Source organism: Emticicia sp. C21 (assembly GCF_003418935.1).
In the GTDB taxonomy this organism is placed as follows: Bacteria; Bacteroidota; Bacteroidia; order Cytophagales; family Spirosomataceae; genus Emticicia.
Window position 1 is genome coordinate 1 of record NZ_QVMT01000016.1, and the last position, 17,813, is coordinate 17,813.

A 17,813-nucleotide genomic window follows, 5' to 3' on the forward strand; every position below is an offset into this window, starting at 1 on the left:
GTTAATTATTTTTTTCGTTAATTTGAGCATGGTTGATTCGTGTTTTGATTGTTTTGTCGTGATTACAAACTTAACACTTGTCAACCTTATTTATTTCTACCTAATTAACTTTAGACAACTTCAATGTATGGTTTTCTACAAGCCAAAATAAAAAAGCGAAGAGTCACCTCTCCGCTTTTTCACTATATCTTTATCACCAAATTATCACTTAGGATCCAAACCATTCTCAATACGTTTCAACACGTCCTGCAAATGGTATTTGCTCATTTTGTCGGTAGTTAAAGGCAAAGCCGCTTTAATTTCCGCTTTTAATGATTCCAGATGTGCTCTGGTAATTGATGGTAAATCTGTTTTCTTTAAATCAACTACACGTGTAGTATAACCGTAAGTTACACCCGGAGGAATTGATAATACGGTAGTATTAGTCGGTGTTAACAAAGTAATTAACTTCTCTGTAAACACTTTTTGTAAGTTACGACGGTAAACATCAATTGGCTTCTTGGTTTTCAACTCAGCCCAGATACCTCCACGTAAGTCAGTCATTAAATCATCCAGATTGTAGTTGGCAGGATTTGTAGCACCTGTTTCCATTAATCTAACCGCACGGTCACCGGCTAATAAGTTATTCAAAGTAGCCTCCTGAATAGATTTAACCGCTTCAACCCCAGACTCAATGTTGATTTTGTTCAATACGTTTTGATCTAAAATCCAGGTTGGTGTAGCAAAAACCTGACGATTCAAGAAATTGATAGCTTCTTTCTGAGTAGCTTTTGGTACTGCCGAGAACACCCCACCATCCATATCATAAGTTTTAGGATCATCATAAACTCCACCGATATTTTTGGTTACGTGGTTCACATAACGACGGTACTGGAACACAACGTTGTTATACAATTCAGCTAGTTCTTTATAGAACTCACCATCTTCTTTGCTCCACTCTGTCAGGTTAGGCAATATTTTTTGCAGGTTTTTGATACCGTATTCAGAAGCTTTCATTGCATTATCACTTAAGTCTTCTGTTTGATAACGTGGGTCATAAGGGCTGATTTCAGTACCGAAACGTTTACGTGGGTCTTTATAAGCCTCTTTTGTCCAGGTATTCAAAGTTTTCTTTTCATCTTTCGCATCTTTTGCATCTGGGAAGTATGAATAACCCCATTTAATGGCCCAGATGTCATAATCACCAATGCGTGGGAAGAAATCAGTGATACCATCTTCCGGTTGTGCTACGTAGTTGAAACGAGCATAGTCCATGATAGATGAAGTATGACCATTCTGAGCCACCCAGTTTTTATCACGAAGTTTTTCTACAGGCGTAGCCGAACTTGCACCCATATTGTGGCGAAGACCTAGTGTATGGCCAACTTCGTGAGATGATACAAAGCGAATTAATTCACCCATCAATTCATCGCTGAAGTTTTTGGTTCTTGCACGTGGGTCAGCCGCAGCTGTCTGAATCAGATACCAGTTGCGCAGCAAGCTCATTACATTGTGATACCAACCAATATGGCTTTCAAGAATCTCTCCACTACGGGGATCATGTACGTTAGGTCCATAAGCATTCTGAATATCAGCTGCAAAGTAGCGGATAGCCGAGAAACGAGCATCTTCGAGACTAAGACTATCTTTTTCACTCAGATACTCACCGCGTATAGCATTTTTCCAGCCTGCTTTCTCGAAAGCGCCTTGCCAGTCATCAATACCTGCTTTCAAATATTTCTGCCATTTTTTAGGCGTTGCAGGGTCGATATAATAAATAATTGGCTTTTTAGGCTCAATGGCCTCGCCACGTTTCTGGCGTTCAGCATCTTCTTTGCTCTTAGGCTCCAATCTCCATCTTACAGCAAATACTTCCTCATCTGATTTTTGAGATTCTTCGCCAAAAACGGCATATTGGTTAGCAAAGTAACCCACACGTTGGTCAAAGAAACGTTTACGCATCGGCACTTTTGGCAACAAAATCAATGAAGTATTAAATTCCATGGTTACCACACCTGCATCACGAGAAGCCGGCAGATATTGGCCAATTTGTGGAATCGGTGTTAAAGTAACCATCGGAGGAGTTACACCGAAAGTTTTAACTGTACGGATCTCTGTATTAATCGGATACGAACGAATATGCTGAATATACGAGCGGTCGGCTTGTAAAGCAGTAATTTTCAGAAATTGCTTGTTGATTGGGTCAAGCGAAAACACCTGATTGTCGCCTTTGAAAAAATCAGTTACTTCAATTACCGATACTGTATCTTTTTTCAAGGCTTTAATATCAAACGAACCGATGATAGGATCAGCGCTTGAGTTTCTTACAGCCTGGAAGATAGGTTTAGTACTATCGGCAGAAGTCATAACGATAGAGATTGAACGTAAGAAAATTTTATTCTCAGGTCCTTTTTCCCATCTTACCATTTGGCGGTTAACTTCTTCACCACCAAAAATACCACCACCAGCAGCAGTTTTTGAATAACGGGTCACAGTCATAATGTCACGACCCAACAAAGTATCTGCGATTTCGAAGAAATACTTGTCGTCGATTTTATGAACTGTAATTAATCCTTTGCTGGTTTTTGCTTTGTCTGTGATTACTTCTTTGTAGGGTTTTGGTCCTGTTTTAGGAGCTTCAGCAGGTTTTGCGGGGGTTGTAGGAGGGGTTGTTTTTGCAGGTTCTTCTGGTTTCTTTTTGTCGTCTTTCTTTTGTGCATAACCCGTGACGGTCATTCCCAAAAGAACGCAGGGAATAAGTGCTAGGCGTAATAATTTCATAATTAAAATTTAATAGTTTGATGAAAAAACTTCGTAAATTACGGTAAAACAGTAGAATTATTGTTAGTTTATTGATGAATATATTTGTAATTGAGACCAAACCACAAATTTCTACTTTATATTCATTCTAAATATCCCCTAATTTGGGTGATTGTGCATGAATTGGAGAACAGAAAAGGGAAGTTTGTTTAAAAAGGTTCCCACCATATCAGTAACCTTTTTATATTCCAATTTAGTATTCAACACCTGGAAACCATCGCTGTTTTTCAAAAAGGTTCCCACCAAATCGGTAACCTTTTTAGATTGTATTTTAGTGGCTAAGATATAGCAAGCTATGCCTTTGTCACATATATTAATTTTCTTTTTTTCTTCTTCCATGGCAATTGATATTATAAAATTATTACCTACTAAATTTCCTACTTAAGATCATGTTTTCAAAATGTTTGAAGAGGTTTTTAGTATAATCGTACTGTTATATTATTCTCTCCATGGCAGAAAAACTTTTAAGACACTCCCCTGTCTCTATAAGTCATAAATATACCTAACTCCTCTCAATCTTGAATAGGGTAATATTTATTATAGAGTGCTACAATTACTAAAAACACAAAGCCGGAAATTAGCAAAATAAAAAATAATCTTTTTGCACTTTTAAGACTCTCTTCATTCTCATTTACGGCAATATATTTTTCTATTTCGTGCAGATTCCAGGTAAGATGATTGATGATAGGATATAATATCAGCAGATATATTAAGGCAAATAGCTTATCTTTTGGCAGCCAGGCAATAATATCTACAGTATCAAACGCGCGTTGCAATAAACCAATGGTTGGTAAAAGCCATATCCAGGCTAACAAACAGAAAAGAATTTTTATACTAAAGAGTCCTTCCTTGCCATCATATTGTTTTCTGTTTCTTTTTCTGATTAAATAAAACGCAGCTATCATATCATTTATTTTTCTCATTTGAATCACTGGTTTTAACTGGCCTAAATTCTATAACAATGCATTACTATCATTTATAATCATAACCTGACATATTAATAATTGTTGCTCATTAAATCCATCCATCTGTAACAATTCCCATACACAATCGTCTATGCTATGAGACAAAGAATCAGGCGCAAAATGACTTAATTAAAATTTTAAATAGTTTTTTTAAAAATATTTGTAACCTTTTATTCTTCCTCAAGTAATCATTATCAGAAACCTAAAAACGAAAAAGCTCTTATATGACTGACGAAGCAGCTATGCAACTGGTAGCCAGTGGCGACTTAGATAAGGCTGCGATTTTGTACGAACGCTACAAACGCCCATTATACAATTTTTATTTAAGGTTTGGTGTAGAGCGTGACTCCAGTCAGGACTTGACGCAACAGGTTTTCTATCGTATCATTCATTACCGGAATAGTTTCAGAGATGGTTACGAATTCCGAACCTGGATTTACCGGATTGCCCGGAACATTTACCACGATTTTTTGAAAGAACATTCGCACAACCATAAAGATTTACACGAAAACATTGAAGTAGCAGAAGAAGAAAATTATGATGATGAGCAATACCTTTTAATTCAGAAAGCCCTAAAAAAACTACCACAGGAGTATCAGGAGGTGCTGACCATGAGTAGATATGATGAACTGAAATACGAAGAAATAGCCGATATACTTAACATTTCGGTTTCGTTAGTAAAAGTCAGAGTACATCGTGGTCTGAAACAATTAAAAGAAGAATATTTAAAACTCAATTAATAAAAAAGGGAGATAGAGGTTATGGAACAATTATTTGCAGATTATTTAGAAGATAAACTAAACGCCAAACAAAGACAGGAATTAGAAACTTTGTTGTCGGACGATGAGGCACTTAGAGACGAGTTTGAAGATCTGAAAGCTTTTTATGCTGACATGAACAAACCCGCAGAGCTTGACCCAACCGCAACTTTAGACTTAGGCTTCTATATGATGCTCGAAAAAGAAAAGGGGGCAGAACAAAAAAAGAGAAAAAAAGAACAAAAGGGGGCCATGAGGGTAAGTTGGATTAACTCCCCTATTTTGAAATATGCGGCAGGAATAGTCTTACTTTTAGGCATCTTCTGGATAGGTAGAAAAACATCCGATAAGGATTTAAATGATTTGTCGGAAATCGCAAAGATTAAAAACGATGTTGAAGAAACCAAGCAGTTAGTAATGCTTTCCATGCTTAAACGAGAATCTGCATCTGAAAGAATCCAGGCGGTAAATTACTGCTATGACATCAATAAGCCAGACGATGAAGTATTGAAAGCCTTGATAAAAACGCTGAATACCGATGAAAATATTAATGTAAGAACATCAGCGGCAGAGGCACTTTCACATTTTGGAGATGAAAAAATAGCAAGAGATGCTTTGATTCAGACATTATTGACACAAAAAGAGCCAACCTTGCAGATTACGGTAATTGATATTCTGGCAAATCTGGGCGATAAAAGAGCCGTAAAACCCATGCAGAAGCTATTACAAAATACAGATACCGAAGAGGTTGTGAAACGCAAAGCTATGGAGAGTGTAAAGGTCTTGAGTTTGTAATCCTTGGCCTGAACACGAGCCCTAAGATATCATCATTTGGAAACATTTTTCCATCGACTCATCACAAATGAGTGTTCCACCAACTGTATTACAAGTAGTTTTACAAAGAGTTTATCGTATCGTTTAGGTTTTCGTAATTAATTATTTTTTTACTGAAACCTGCAACATTCCGGAATAGACCGGAGACTCTTAAAAAAGACTATTAATATTTAAACTAAAATTATGAAAAAGCTATTACTACTAACATTGCTCCTTGGAGTAAACGGAATCTTATTGGCTCAGAAAAGCAAAATCACCGGTTTTGTACTCGATTCAACAGCTAACAAACCTGTTGAGTTTGCAACAGTCGCACTCTTGAAAGACAACAAGCCCGTAGAAGGTACTACCGCTGACGAAAGAGGCAAATTCACTTTAACAAAAGCAGGTCTGGGTACTTATCAAATCAAAATTACATTTGTTGGCTTTAAAGACAAAGTCATCGACGACGTCAGAGTTACTGAAGGAGACCTGGATTTGGGAGTCATTAAAATTTCACAATCTGTTCAGCAATTACAAGAGGTAACAGTAGTAGAACAAAAAGCGTTGTTTGAAGAAAAACCTGACAAATTGGTTTACAATGCCGATAAAGACATCACCATCAAAGGTGGGAATGCAGGCGATGTATTAAGAAAAATTCCGGCCATAGCAGTTGACCTGGATGGAAATGTGGAATTAAGAGGAAGTTCTAATATTAAAGTCCTGATTAATAATAAGCCTTCTAACCTCATGGCACGCAGTATTGCCGATGTATTGAAGCAGATTCCTGCCGATGATATCAAGCAGATTGAGGTGATTACCTCACCATCAGCTAAATATGATGCAGAAGGTACGGCAGGTATTATCAATATTATTACCAAAAAGAACAGTATTCAGGGTATCAATGGTAATGCAGATTTATCGCTGGGTAGATGGAATGATCGTTTGAATGGTTCTTTGAATTATCGCAAAAAATCGATTGGTCTTTCAGCCAGAGGAGGTTTTAACCGCTGGCGTAACCAAGGTGGAAACGAAACGAATCGTACCAGCATCGTAGAAGGCATTTCAAGTACTTTGTTACAAACAACATCATTCAGAGGGAACGGAGAAAACGGATATGGCACCATTACAGCCGATTGGGACATTGACTCACTTAACCGTATCAGCGCAAGCTTAAACCTTTATGATGGTAAAAACGGAATGTATTTCGATTACCTGAATGATTTTTCAACCCAGGGCATTACCAACCAGTTCTTCACTCGCAATCTATACCGCATTTATGATTGGGACGGAAATACTTTAAACCTTGATTATACCAAAACATTTAAAAAGCCAAAGAGAGAGTTTAGCATCTTAACCATGTTTTCAAAAGAGGGTGAAGATAGTTTCTATAAACTCGATCAGTCTAACGAAAACAATGTAGTCAATTATCGTGAAAAAAGTACTAATTATAGCGCTAACTACGAAGGAACGGTACAGTTAGATTTTACGAATCCTTTAGACAGTGTGAGTACGATGGAAGTAGGTGTAAAGTCTATCTTCCGTAACGTAAAAAGCGATTATCAGGTAGCTAATGCCTTGGATGGTTCGACCAATTTTGAAGATGTTCCGGCTTTAGCCAATGTGTTTGATTATGCCCAACAAGTAGCCAGTACTTATCTTACTTATTCACGCACTTCGAAAAACAAATGGGGTGTTAATGCTGGACTAAGATACGAGCATACTTTCATTCAGGCTGAGTTTCTGGCAGGTAAAGTTCCCTTCTATAGCGACTATGGTAACCTGATTCCAAATGTGAGCTTATCAAGAAATTTACCAAAAAACCAGAAGTTAAAATTGAGCTATACCCAACGTATTCAACGCCCGATGTTGTGGTTCCTAAACCCATATGTAAATGCAAGTGAACCTTTAATGACCTATACAGGTAACCCTTATTTAAAACCTGAATTAACACACAGCGCAGAAATCAATTATAATGTTTATATCAAAGAGTCGTCAATTAATACCTCTCTTTATATGCGCACCACCAACAATGCCATTGAACGCATCAGAACATTTGATTCAGAAGGTGTAGCCACTATTAATTTTCAGAACATCGCGCAGAATACATCTTATGGTTTATCATTAAGCGGCAATACCAAGATTAAGAAGAAATTCACAGCTAATGGTGCAATCAATGTCTATTACAACATTCTGAACAGCCCTGCTATGCAAGCTCAAAATGAAAACTGGATGTACCGCATCAACATGAACTCAAGCTACGATTTTGGTAAAGGTTTTAAAGCCCAATTCTTTGGATTCTTTAATTCGCCTCGTGTGATGCTGCAAGGGAAAGTAAGTGGATTTGCCTATTATAACATAGCTTTCCAGAAAGAAGTGTTGAAGAAAAAAGCAACAATCGGCTTAGGTTTCGACAACTTCCTGGCACCTTATTTCACACAAAGAATGGAGTTTTCAGGACCAACTTTTACACAAACAGGTAAATCAAGATATTATAACCAGGGATGGAGAGTTAGTTTCTCTTACCAGTTCGGGAAAATGAGCAGTCAACCACAACGTCAGAAGAAAAGCATCAGCAACGATGACAAAAAAGGTGGCGACAACTAAGGGCTAAAGAATGCCCAGCATGGAATGCCCGGTAGTTTCTGAAAATAGGCTTCATTTTTCCACAAACAACAACATAAACCAGTAACACTTAATTTAAAATATATAACATAAACCAATAAAAAATCATGAAAAAAGTAGTTGTTGTCGTTTTAATCTGCATGGCCTATGCAACGTCCTTCGGGCAAACTAAACCTTATAAAGTAGCTTTCAGCGGACAAGGGAAAAAAGTACAGGTAGTAGTTCAGCAAGCTTCTATCAATATTCAGGGAGTTGATGGTAACGACGTTACTATTGAACAAACCGGAGAAAACCGTAAAGAATTGCCTAAAGAAGCCGAAGGCTTACGCTTAGTTACAGGAGGAGTAGTTGATAATACCGGAGTTGGCGCAAGCGCCGAAGTTGAAGGAAATATCCTTAAAATTCTTATCCCTAAGAATCGTTACACTGGTGTGCTTACAATTAAAGTTCCTAAATCGCTTGATTTAAGTGTCATAGAAAGTCAGAACTGGAATGAGCAAAAAATCATCATCAGCGATATAGCAGGCGAAATTGAATTGAAAACTAACAATTCAAAAGCATATCTGAACGATATTACCGGTCCATTGGTAGCTAATACCGGACACGGAAAGATTTTCGTAACCTATTCAAAACTGTCACAAAGTTCACCAAGCTCAATAAGTGCATCAGGAGCGATTGACGTTACGCTGCCAACTGACGCAAAAGCTAATCTGAAAGTTCGTAGCTACTATGGTGACTTGTTTACTGACTGGGATATTGCAGCCACTAAAAAAGAGAATAAAAGCGTAGCGAGTTCAGGCACTAAGACAATCTCAGGGCAAGGAGAACAAAGCGATCTGGGTACAACAGCTAAAGCCAAAGTTTATACCAGAAACGATGACGATCATGACGAAAGAGACATCTTTAAAAGAGATCAGTTTGTTTACGTATCAGGAACAAGTAAAGGTGGTGATTCTTTTGAAGGTACTATTAATGGTGGAGGAGTTGTAATAGACCTGAAATCAAGTAATGGTAATATTTATATAAGAAGGAAAAAATAAGTTTCAGATTCCCTCTCCTGCAAATGTATGGAGAGGGGTCTTTTCTCTCTTAATACTTTCATTTGACGCACATCTACCAATACCTGATTATGAAAAAACTATTGACATTAATACTCTTGTGCATTGGGTGGCAAATTAGCTTCGGTCAGATGAGGTTTGCTGCCCCTCTCAAGAGTACCTCAAAGCAAGCTATTGTTCTAATAGAGCGTAACAATATCAATATCCAGGGTTATGAAGGCAATGAAATAAGAATTGAAATTAATGAGCCTATTACTCCTCCCAAACAGGCCGACGGCCTTAAAAGAGTTATCATTAAAGGCTTAGAAGATAATACACAGTTAGGTGTCAATGTAAGCCAGGAGGATACGACTTTGGTTATCCGTGAAGTTTGCAACTGCTATAGTGGCACTTATACCATATACCTACCTAATAAACTCAGCTTAATGGTCTATGAAAACTTCCCTCAACATGGACAACGCTGGGCAATAAAAGATATGATTGGTAACTTTGAAGCCAGTACCGAATTTGGCAACATTTATCTTCAAAATCTCATAGGTAATATCAAAGCCTATACGCGCCATGGTTCAGTCAATGCTTACTTAAATCAAACAAATAATATCTATCTATCAAGCCTATACGGCAAAGTATTATTAGAAGTTCCAGCTAATATCAAAGCTGATTTAAAAATCAGAATTTCAGACTGGAATGATGTATTTACTGATTTTCAGCTACCTGTATACGAAAACAAGCAGAATTTCCTTACTGCATCTTTGAATGGCGGAGGTACTCCTATAGAACTGAAATCAGAGCATGGAAATATTTATTTGAGGAAGAAGAAGTGAGGGTATTTATTTAGTGATTTATAGAATGAACAATTTAGTGATTACTAAATGCAACACATAATCAGAAATTAGTGTCTTTTATTTAGTGATTTAGTAAGAGCATCAAGAAAATATTTGTAGGAGTCTGAAAATTTATTCAGGCTTATCGATAAGGGAGCTAATGACATTTAATAATAATAGAGATGCCATTGGTCTCGTACTAGTCGACCCCACTCATAGGATGTGTTTCGGTAGTATGATGTGTAATGGGTGGGTTCGACTATTAGAAAAGAACTCAATTATGAAAAAGATATAGTTAAGGTTTACGAAACGCTTTTAATCATACAATTTAGTTTAGGGAGCATTGGGCGAGACTTTGTCTTGCCTTTATCTTTTATTCCTACACCAAATTGGCCTTAATTAATTTAATGGCAATAGCCAGTAGAATCATCCCGAATACTTTTCGTAAAATATCTACTCCTGTTTGACCCAATTTATTCTCAATCCAGACTGAGGTTTTTAACACTAAATAGACAATTAATAGATTTAATAGTATACCTACGATAATATTCTCCTGAGCGTAGGCAGCTTTCAAAGAAATAATGGTTGTCATAGTTCCTGCTCCGGCAATAATCGGAAAGGCTAAAGGCACTATAGAGGTAGCTTTGCTGGAAGAAGTTTCGTGTTTAAAGATATTTCTTCCCAGTATCATTTCCATTCCTATAAGGAAGATAATAATAGCCCCTGCAACGGCAAAGGATTTTACATCTACTCCGAATAAATTCAGTATACTGATACCTAAAAACAGATACACAATCATCAGTGTACCGGCAACCAGTGTAGCCTGCTCAGCATGTATATCTCCTGCTTTCTTACGTAAATCAATAATTACCGGAATAGAACCGAGTATATCAATTACCGAAAAAAGAATAATAGTAACGGAAATAATTTCCTTAAAACTAAAGCTCATTTGAATAAGATATTTAGTGAATGAGTAAGTTAGTGATTGAGTGAATACAATTTAAATAAGAAGTTTGCTCAAAATATTTAATTAATTGAGTTCTTAAAAGAGTAATTATTAATTGCTTAATTAATCACTCATTCGCTCAATCACTCAATTATTTCCTTAAGCGCCCCAAACTCCCAATCCTCAATGGCCGGAAAGTTGGCTATTCTAAAAGTGGTTTCTTTCCAGTTGCCATAGCCATTGCCTAAGGTAATTTCGGCTTCTTTAGCTTTTTGTTTTATCTTTTTAATCGCATCACTCACACCTTCAATAGCTATCACCGTATCCGACCTTACAGATTCGTTATTAATTAATAATTGCCAGACCGTTTCCTGCTCAATAAATTGACAAAAATCCTGATTTCTAGCTTTGAGTTTTCTACTGATTTGCTCTATATTCTCTATCTGCTCCATTACACGCTTCAGCAGATAGATACTTAATACATTAGGTGTATAGTGAGTCTGGTATTTCCCGAAGTTTTCGTGGATAAACAGAAAGCTATTATAATGCTTCCTCTCTCCGATTATCTCCGCTTGCTTAATGGCTTTTGGCGAACAAATGATCACGCCTAAACCTGCTGGCAATCCCAAACACTTTTGTACAGATGCTAACCAGATATCTCCTTTTGTCCAGTCTAATTCAATTCCTCCGATAGATGAAGTTACGTCAAAAGCAATTAATGCTTCACTGGGTGGAATCTGGCTGACATCAACTTGTGTAGCATTGGAAGTTTCATTCTGCGTAATACAAAGTATATCATATTTTGATGTATCCGTTTCTAAAATTGGGATCTTTTCTTCAAAACTGAAGGGAATATCGAATGTACTGTCACCAACAATTTTGCGGGTATATTCAAACCATTTCTGTCCGAATGCTCCATTAAAAATATGTAAACTTCCTTTGGCTGTAAAAGACTGCGCTATAATTTCCCAACACTCTGTAGCTGACGAAGTGAAATAAACGTGATAGTCTGCTGGGATATTTAACTTCTGTTTGAATAGACTAACGCAATCTTTGAGCATATCCATAAAAGCCTGACTTCTATGGTTCTGGCTAAGAATGCCCTCAGCCACTGCATCTTGCAAATATTGGCCTATCTGAGGATAAATTTTTGATGGCCCGGGATAAAACGTAATCATATCGAATCATTGAGTGATTTAGTGAATGAGTGATTAAATGAATAATTGCAATACAAAATTATGTGATTTAATATTCGCTAGTTCAAAACTAATCACTAATTCACTCAATTTTCTTTATTGAACCTCGTTCAGAAAATATTTTCTTAACTCTTTCTCTAACTCAACAGCCGATACCATTTTAATGTCCCCGTCGATGGCTAAAGAGATTTTGCCATTTTCTTCAGAAATACAAATGGCTACGGCATCAGTTGCTTCCGAAATACCCAAAGCTGCCCGATGGCGAAATCCATAATTTGAAGGTAAATCGTCTCCACTCGCAATCGGTAATATGCAATGAGCTGCCTTAATACGGCCTTTATTAATAATCACTGCTCCATCATTCAGCAAGCTATACTGACTAAAAACGGTAACCAGCATTTTTTTAGATAATACCGCATCTACTATATCGCCAGACTCTATATATTTACTTAAATCATCATCTTTTTGCAATACAATAATTCCCCCTGTAAACTCACTGGACATAGTTTTAGAGGCGTCTGTTACAATCTTTAAAGGGGTAGCACTCTCCTTTTCAAGTTGATTTCCCAGTAGTTTAGCAAAAAATTGATTATTAGTAAGAGAGGTAGATTTACCTACAAGAAGCAAAAATCGTCGGATTTCCTGTTGGAAAAGCACAATTAATGCGATGGCTCCTACCCCCATAAAATACTCCAGTATGCGCGTGAGTAACTCTAAACCAATAGCTTTTACGATTAGATAGAACAGATAGATGAGTAAATAGCCCATAAAAACCCTACTTGCCACACTCCCTTTTACCAACTTATATATGTAATACAACAGAAAGGTAACTAATACAACATCTAAAACATCTGTCCACTTTATTTCTAGAAAGCTTATTTGCATAGTTGGGATTTTTAATGTGTGATTTGCGAAAGTACGAAAAAAACAAAAAAACACACCTTTTGATAAGGTTTTTCGTGATAAAATCTTTATTAAATTTACTACATCAATGTAATTAGTATAATCCTGAAGAGCTAATTTGTCTGAAAGCCAAAAGATTAATAGAAAATATAAAACAAAGTGCAGAATAATTGTGGTAAGGGTTCTTTTAGGGAGATTATTAGGTTTTATTGATTAAAATGACAATAAATCTCAAACATGACCAGAGAATAACTTGAAAATAAACAAAGAGAGCAACCTGATACCAGGTTGCTCTCTTTGTTTATATACTATAGTAACTAATTAACGTGGACGACCACCGCCACCACCAGCTGGTGCCTGAGGCTGTTGTTGCTGTCCGCCACCATCGCCCTCGCCTGCTTTCACGTCATCATTGTTTACCTTTTTCTTATTTCTGAACATGTTGCCACCATTGAAATCCATTTTACCAAATGAATAGTTGATAGACATACGGAAGCCTCTGTTATACACATGCCGCACAGAATTAGAAGTAAAAGTAGGATCCTGCGCAAAACTCTTAATAGTCATCGATTTAGTAAATGGATTGTCTAAACCAAAGTTAAAACTTCCTTTTTTGTTTTTGAAGTCTTTCTTAATACCAATATTGTAGTTTCTCCAGGCGCCCTGGTATCCTTGCAACTGAATCTGACGGCTTCCAAAGAAACCGAATGCCTGTGCACCCCAGCCCTTAGTAAAGGTATAAGAAGCATTGAAATTGAAGTTTGAGTTCCAACCTTTATTTTCAATACCTACAATAGTGTTCTTATACGTATTATCGCCTTGAAGAACCGGAATCACAATTGAGCCATTTAACAAATTATAAGTGAAGTTGGCACCACCACCCAATCTGAAACTCTTCGTTGGTTGTATATTCACAAATAGATTGGCCCCGTAATAATTGGTTTTACCTATGTTATCAAAAGTAGTGGTAATCACCCCGTTTTCATCAACTGATCTCACAGAAGTAATATTATTGTTAGTCAATCTTCTGAATACCGAGAGGTTAATTGAATTGGCCTTGAAATAAGTATTGTAATTCAATTCAAAATTATGGCTCAATTCAGGTCTTAGTAATGGGTTACCATAAGAGATATTCAATGGGTCAGCATAGTTGACAAAAGGATTCAGGAAGTCCATATTCGGACGTTGAATACGTTGTCCATAACTGAATCTAACTTTATGATTTTTTGGAAAATCCTTTGAAATAGACAATGATGGTACGATGTTCTCGTATGGAGCAATAGTAGTTGGCTTGTCTGAACTCTGGAATTTAGCTGTGATTTGGGTATTTTCATAGCGTACGCCAACCTTTACTCCCCATTTTTTTGGTAAAGAAACTGTAAGCGAGGTGTAGGCTGAAGCTACATTTTGCTCATAGTTAAAATTATTGGTACGGCCCGGTACTAATACATAATCATTTGCCTGCTCATTAAACTGGAAGAAATCATAAGCACTGCTCACATCACGCATCACATATTTTGCTCCTGTTTCAAAAATATTCTTTTTGAAAGGCAAGTTATAGTCTGCCTGAAAAGTAGTTTCGGCATTTTTACCGTCATTATTACTTTTATTGAAACGCTGATTGTTCTGATCAGTAGTAAAGTCTGTATTGCGAAGATTTGTACCATGTTGAATCAAAAACTGGAAGTCATGTCCTTGATCCTTGAAAGTTCTGGTATAGTTAAAATCGAAATCAATGCTTCTGTTACTACGCAATTGTTTGATATAACGTGTGTATTCCTGTAATACTGCATTATCTGCGCCAGTTAATAGCGAGGTTTGAGGCCCTCTTGTATTGAAGTTACCCACGCCCAAACGACCGGTTAAACTCAATGAATTTTTAGAATTAATGTCATAATCGACACTTAATTGAGTATTTCCAAACAAACGTCTTACTCTGTTAGCATCAGTTTGTGCAAGCGTAGTATTCACTCCACGTACTGAACTATTACGAGTACTAGACCCATCACTTGGTGTATTATAACCTGAATTACCACCAAAATTCAACGAAGTACCTACTTTTTTCTTACGTAAGTTAAGGTTACCAAAAGCATTTGCCCCACGTACCCCTGCGCCTGCATTTACAAAACCAGTCAAACCTTGCAAGTTATTCTTCTTTGTAATGATATTGATAATGCCTGCTGTTCCCTCTGCATCATATTTCGCCGATGGCGAAGTGATTACTTCTACCGATTTAATCATATCAGAAGGAATCTGTTTGATGGCATCAGCAATGTTTGAAGCTAGAATACTTGAGGGTTTATTATTAATCAAAACCTTGATATTGCTACTACCACGCATCTGTACATTACCGTCCATATCTACCGTCAACATCGGTACTTTTCTTAGTACGTCTTCGGCTGTACCTCCCCTACTGGTGATATCTTTTTCAGCATTGTATACCAAACGGTCTACTTTGTCTTCAATTAAAGCGGCTTGTCCTGTTACGGTTACCTCGTTCAGAATTTTAGTATCAGTTGCCATCAATAAGTTACCGACATTTACATCGGCTTTATTGGTAGCAATTTCCACTTTGTTTAAAGTAGCATTTCTGTACCCGATGAAAGATGCTACCACTTTATAAGTACCTTTCGCTAAGTTTTTAACTGTAAAAGCACCATTCATATCGGTCATGGAGCCATCTACTACTTTATTGTTTTTGTCATATACAGCAATAGAGGCAAACTCTACTGGTTTATTAGTAGTTGAATCGATAAGCTTGCCGCTGATTTTGGCATTGCCTCTTGGAATTTCGTCTTGTGGAATTTGTTGTTGCTGCTGTTGATTCATTCCAGGGAAACCACCACCTGAACGCCCTCCACCTCCGAAGCCACCGCCTCCACCACCACCAGGAAACTGCGCAAAAGTTGTGGTAATTAATCCCAAAGAAAGGATGGTAAGTAAAATTCTTTTTTTCATTAGTGTAAATAAATGTTAAACTGTCTGTCGGCCGTAATAGCTTAAAAATCTTGATTAAATACAAAATTACAGCGCAAATTTGCATTAAATACACACCTTTTCATTAAAAGATTTATAAAAATCACCAGTACCGAGAAATAGTAGATGAAAGGTTCAGATAAGTAGATGAGTCTGAAATTAAAAATTGCTTAAATATACGTATCTTGTCTATACAAGCCGATAAAGCAGCTATAAATGATATTTACGTCTGGTAGGATTTAAGAAAAATTTCTTGTGCATCGTGAAACTTTCGGGATGCATCTGTTCAAATAAGACTTTCCATTCCTCAAATCTCTCAGGCTCGGCCTTAGCGAATTTTTCTTTGCTTATTTTCTTACTTATCAGATACTCTTCAAAAGTCATTGGTTCACGTTTTTGTACAAATTTATGAGTTATTTTTTGAATTGCTAAGAGTTGGTAATAGTTTGTTGAAATTGAACGAAGATTTGAATCCAATATGCACGTAATAAAGTTTGGGATAGATAAAACAAGTCCGAAAATTCAGCCGATACTAATGAATGTGTAGCCTATGATATAAGTGCCAGTTTTTAGCTGTATCTGTAAACCAAATTATTTTATTCAAATCGAATCTTTCCAAAGTTTGATTATGGTTTACACTAATGAAAAAAGTATATTTATGGTTAAAATACTCAAAACTGTTCCAGCTGATAAGATGAGTTTCGTTATAAAGTAAGTTTTTATAATCAGGTACTGGCAAATACCCTATAAATTTGTACAAATCTATAATTGATTCATCTGTGTCATTTAGATGAATTCCATACACTTGTAACTTGAAGTTTTTATAAAGTTTTGATTTTGGAAATAGGTGATAGGTATAATGTTCCCTTCCACCTTCTCCTCGTACTTTTTTAGTAATTTTTACCTTAACTTTAAACGGAAATATAAATACAGAATTTATAGGAGTAGCTGTTTGAGTAGGACAGATATTCGAAATTTCAAATTTTGTAGTCTGCCCAATAGTTTCAAATGCAATAAAAACCAGTAGAAAAATTTTAAAAATGTTTCTCATCATTATTAGTTCATAGCGGTTCGAGATAGCAATTCTAATACAATTGTTTTTTATTGTCTTCTTTCATAACGTCTTAAGAAAGCCATTGTTTCACCAAAAATTATTTAAACCCAGGCACTCTAATTTTAAAATCCTAAATTCGTCATTAAACGTAGATATGTAAATCGTTACGCATTCTCTAATTAAAAACAATGAAAGAAGTCGAAAAAAAGCATCCCTTAGCTATCAGGTGGTTTCACTGGATAAATTTTCCTATTTTGTTGATTATGATTTGGAGTGGCGTATTGATTTATTGGGCTAATGGTGTGTACAAAATACAGGTTGGTAATCTGGTACTGCTCAAATTCTTTCCTGAAAGTTTTTACAAAGCACTGAAAATCCCCTATCGCTTAGCCGAGGGGATGGCTACGCATTTTGTCTTCATGTGGATTTTCTTTCTGAATGGTATATTCTATGTACTCTATACGCTTGTTTCAGGAGAATGGCGGTATCTGGTACCCAACAGACAATCATTTAAAGAAGCCTGGCAGGTGCTACTGCATGATTTACACATCACCAAATATCATCCTCCGGTAAGAAAATATAATGGTGCGCAACAAGTAGCCTATTCGGCAATTATTCTGATGGGCTTTGGTTCATTGCTCAGTGGGCTAGCTATATACAAGCCTGTGCAAGTACATTGGTTAACCTGGTTGATGGGTGGTTATGCATTTGCCAGAGCCATACATTTTATTTTAACTATTGGCTATGTTTTGTTCTTTCTGATTCATATCATACAGGTTATCAGAGCAGGCTGGAGTAATTTCCAATCAATGATTACTGGTTTTGAAGTGAAGAAGAACATTGCTCCAACTAAAGAAAAAACAGAAGAAGAGCCGCCCCCGGTTATTGAAGCCTAATGA

15 protein-coding genes are annotated in these 17,813 nt (G+C 36.6%); 6 read left to right on the forward strand and 9 right to left on the reverse strand.

Translation table 11 applies throughout. The features are described from left to right. Positions 1 to 204: 204 nt before the first annotated feature. From D0T08_RS24645 to D0T08_RS24655, 3 genes are all read right to left on the reverse strand, one after another. Positions 205 to 2,760 carry a zinc-dependent metalloprotease gene (locus D0T08_RS24645; protein ID WP_116985421.1) on the reverse strand — a complete coding sequence of 852 codons (2,556 nt, stop codon included), beginning with the start codon at positions 2,758 to 2,760 and terminating at the stop codon, positions 205 to 207. Positions 2,761 to 2,898: 138 nt separating this feature from the next. After that, entirely contained in the window at positions 2,899 to 3,138 is a 240-nt protein-coding gene (locus D0T08_RS24650) for a hypothetical protein (protein ID WP_116985422.1), read from the reverse strand. A gap of 173 nt (positions 3,139 to 3,311) precedes the next feature. After that, a complete protein-coding gene (locus tag D0T08_RS24655) occupies positions 3,312 to 3,722 on the reverse strand; it encodes a hypothetical protein (RefSeq protein WP_116985423.1) in 411 nt (136 codons plus the stop codon). A 266-nt stretch (positions 3,723 to 3,988) separates the two neighbouring features. On the opposite strand from D0T08_RS24655, the gene D0T08_RS24660 reads away from it, so the two are divergent. The 5 genes from D0T08_RS24660 (at position 3,989) to D0T08_RS24680 (ending at position 9,839) form a co-directional block, all read left to right on the forward strand. Then, positions 3,989 to 4,504, forward strand: a complete 516-nt coding sequence (locus D0T08_RS24660) for an RNA polymerase sigma factor (protein WP_116985424.1) — start codon at positions 3,989 to 3,991, stop codon at positions 4,502 to 4,504. A gap of 21 nt (positions 4,505 to 4,525) precedes the next feature. Next, positions 4,526 to 5,317, forward strand: coding sequence for a HEAT repeat domain-containing protein (locus tag D0T08_RS24665; protein ID WP_116985425.1), 792 nt, complete (start codon positions 4,526 to 4,528; stop codon positions 5,315 to 5,317). A 222-nt stretch (positions 5,318 to 5,539) separates the two neighbouring features. Continuing rightward, positions 5,540 to 7,939, forward strand: coding sequence for a TonB-dependent receptor domain-containing protein (locus D0T08_RS24670; protein ID WP_116985426.1), 2,400 nt, complete (start codon positions 5,540 to 5,542; stop codon positions 7,937 to 7,939). A 125-nt stretch (positions 7,940 to 8,064) separates the two neighbouring features. Continuing rightward, positions 8,065 to 8,997, forward strand: a complete 933-nt coding sequence (locus tag D0T08_RS24675; protein ID WP_116985427.1) for a DUF4097 family beta strand repeat-containing protein — start codon at positions 8,065 to 8,067, stop codon at positions 8,995 to 8,997. Between the two features lie 89 nt (positions 8,998 to 9,086). Continuing rightward, positions 9,087 to 9,839: a hypothetical protein gene (locus D0T08_RS24680; RefSeq protein WP_116985428.1), complete on the forward strand. Its 753-nt coding sequence runs from the start codon at positions 9,087 to 9,089 to the stop codon at positions 9,837 to 9,839. Positions 9,840 to 10,218: 379 nt separating this feature from the next. On the opposite strand, the gene D0T08_RS24685 is transcribed toward D0T08_RS24680, so the two are convergent. The 6 genes from D0T08_RS24685 to D0T08_RS24705 all read right to left on the reverse strand — a co-directional run bounded on the left by D0T08_RS24685 (position 10,219) and on the right by D0T08_RS24705 (position 16,914). Further along, entirely contained in the window at positions 10,219 to 10,788 is a 570-nt protein-coding gene (locus D0T08_RS24685; protein ID WP_116985429.1) for a MarC family protein, read from the reverse strand. A gap of 140 nt (positions 10,789 to 10,928) precedes the next feature. After that, positions 10,929 to 11,963, reverse strand: coding sequence for an aminotransferase class V-fold PLP-dependent enzyme (locus D0T08_RS24690; RefSeq protein ID WP_116985430.1), 1,035 nt, complete (start codon positions 11,961 to 11,963; stop codon positions 10,929 to 10,931). A 114-nt stretch (positions 11,964 to 12,077) separates the two neighbouring features. Further along, positions 12,078 to 12,866 carry a diadenylate cyclase CdaA gene (gene cdaA / locus D0T08_RS24695; RefSeq protein WP_116985431.1) on the reverse strand — a complete coding sequence of 263 codons (789 nt, stop codon included), beginning with the start codon at positions 12,864 to 12,866 and terminating at the stop codon, positions 12,078 to 12,080. A 339-nt stretch (positions 12,867 to 13,205) separates the two neighbouring features. Then, a complete protein-coding gene (locus tag D0T08_RS24700; protein ID WP_116985432.1) occupies positions 13,206 to 15,842 on the reverse strand; it encodes a TonB-dependent receptor domain-containing protein in 2,637 nt (878 codons plus the stop codon). A gap of 228 nt (positions 15,843 to 16,070) precedes the next feature. Next, positions 16,071 to 16,244 (reverse strand): hypothetical protein, encoded by a 174-nt coding sequence (locus tag D0T08_RS27835; RefSeq protein ID WP_199538217.1) that lies wholly within the window; start codon positions 16,242 to 16,244, stop codon positions 16,071 to 16,073. A gap of 148 nt (positions 16,245 to 16,392) precedes the next feature. Further along, a complete protein-coding gene (locus D0T08_RS24705; protein WP_116985433.1) occupies positions 16,393 to 16,914 on the reverse strand; it encodes a hypothetical protein in 522 nt (173 codons plus the stop codon). A 188-nt stretch (positions 16,915 to 17,102) separates the two neighbouring features. Here D0T08_RS24705 and D0T08_RS24710 point away from each other — a divergent pair, with 188 nt between their 5' ends. Beyond that, the gene (locus tag D0T08_RS24710; RefSeq protein WP_116985434.1) at positions 17,103 to 17,810 is read left to right on the forward strand and encodes a cytochrome b/b6 domain-containing protein; all 708 of its coding nucleotides are present in this window, start codon (positions 17,103 to 17,105) and stop codon (positions 17,808 to 17,810) included. Positions 17,811 to 17,813: the final 3 nt, after the last annotated feature.